Here is a 1,698-nt window from a genome sequence, read left to right on the forward strand (position 1 = left end):
ACATCACCTCATTTTTTATTCTTTTAGTGCAAAAGTCATTCAGGCGTGGCAACTTCGTCAGAGTGATTGATGGCGATAATTACGTCGAGGGGTATATTTCTGAAATTAACTTATTCAGCACTAAACTAATCAGTGAAGCGCGTGAAGTTATTATATATCCAAACAACTTACTTCTAACCAGACCAATGCTCGTCAATCCTAGAGATCGTTTAAAAGGGATTGGTAAATTGCAGTCTGAAGAGTACAAAGAAGACAAACAGTCTTAATTTAGAATAACCCGAGTTGCCTAGTTATTCAAACAATTACTTAGCGGGATACGAAGCGGGCAATACGACGACCAGTTGATCTATCGAAAGCGCTTAAGAAGAAAACTCAGAGATTACACCTCGAATATACCCCCTCATGCCCAAGCCGCCAAAAAAGCTGACGAGTGGCTAGTCAGCGAAGGCAAGGCGCCACGTTATGAAAATGGCGGCTGGGTCTCTTATTGTTATACCGTGAATGGGCCTGAGCCTATAGAACACCTTGTATCACCACTTGATTATGACCTGTATCTCGCCAGACAAATCGCACCTATTGTCGATGGTGTAGTCAGCTTCTTAGGCACCTCATATAACGAGATTACTAGTGACCAATTGAGCTTGTTGTAGCTGCCCAACCTTTAGGTTGAGCCTTCCACAAGTGCAACCCAGCGTCAATATTTTAAAACCTAGGGTCAAGGGATTAACGCTCCTTATCTGTACAATTCTCCTGCAGAATTTAAAAACCAATAACAATCTAATAGCTACGTTTACAAAGGAATAATAATGAACGATAGAAAGATTCCACTCGCACTTGAACATGTTTATCGCTGGGAAAAGGAAAAGGCCCAGGACATTTACCTCACGCAACCTCTTGGCAATGGACAAGTTAAAACCTATACCTGGCAACAAGCCGTATCTGAAGCCAGAAAGATGGCGAACTATTTGAAGACTCTTAATTTACCAGCCAAGAGCCACATAGCATTACTGTCAAAAAACTGCGCTCAGTGGGTCATGGCGGATTGGGCAATCTGGATGGCAGGACACGTTACCGTTCCGCTCTACCCAACCCTAAACGCCGATACCGTCAGCTATATACTTGAGCATTCCGAAGCACAAGTCCTATTCGCTGGTAAGCTTGATGATTGGGACGATATGAAAGACGGTATTCCAGAAAGCTTACCCTGTATTTCCTTTGACTTAAGCCCGGAAGAAGTGCAGCAAAAGTATACTAGCTGGGATCAGATTGTCGCAAAGAATGAAGCCTTAAGTGAAAATACAGCTCGCGAAGCAGATGAAATCGCCACGATTGTTTATACCTCTGGTAGCACCGGGAACCCCAAAGGCGTGATGCTATCTTTCCATAGCATGGCCTATGCTGCACAAGGCGCGATAGCCTCATTAAAAGTGACTGATCAAGACAGAATGCTTTCTTACCTTCCTTTGGCACACGTGATGGAGCGTTTTGTAGTCGAAATGGCCTCTATATCTGTTGGCTTTCAATTATTTTTCGCCGACAAACTCGATACCTTTGTCGCTGACTTGAACCGAGCAAACCCTACCTTGTTCCTGGCGGTTCCTCGAATTTGGACAATATTCCAGACAGGTGTCTTTGCCAAGATGCCAAAACAAAAGCTCGATCGTTTGATGAAGATTCCTTTACTGTCAGGCTATATGA

At 43.6% G+C, this 1,698-nt stretch carries 3 protein-coding genes; all 3 read left to right on the top strand.

Annotated features, from left to right (window positions below; genetic code table 11):
- Positions 1 to 266 (top strand): mechanosensitive ion channel domain-containing protein (locus A3756_RS00180; RefSeq protein ID WP_156490117.1); only part of this gene is annotated, 266 nt, incomplete at its 5' end.
- A gap of 75 nt (positions 267 to 341) precedes the next feature.
- The gene (locus tag A3756_RS00185) at positions 342 to 650 is read left to right on the top strand and encodes a hypothetical protein (RefSeq protein ID WP_068508842.1); all 309 of its coding nucleotides are present in this window, start codon (positions 342 to 344) and stop codon (positions 648 to 650) included.
- Positions 651 to 806: 156 nt separating this feature from the next.
- Positions 807 to 1,698, top strand: an 892-nt coding sequence (locus A3756_RS00190) for an AMP-binding protein (RefSeq protein ID WP_156490118.1), incomplete at its 3' end; no start/stop codon positions are given.

The sequence above is a fragment of the Oleiphilus sp. HI0086 genome (genome assembly GCF_001635225.1).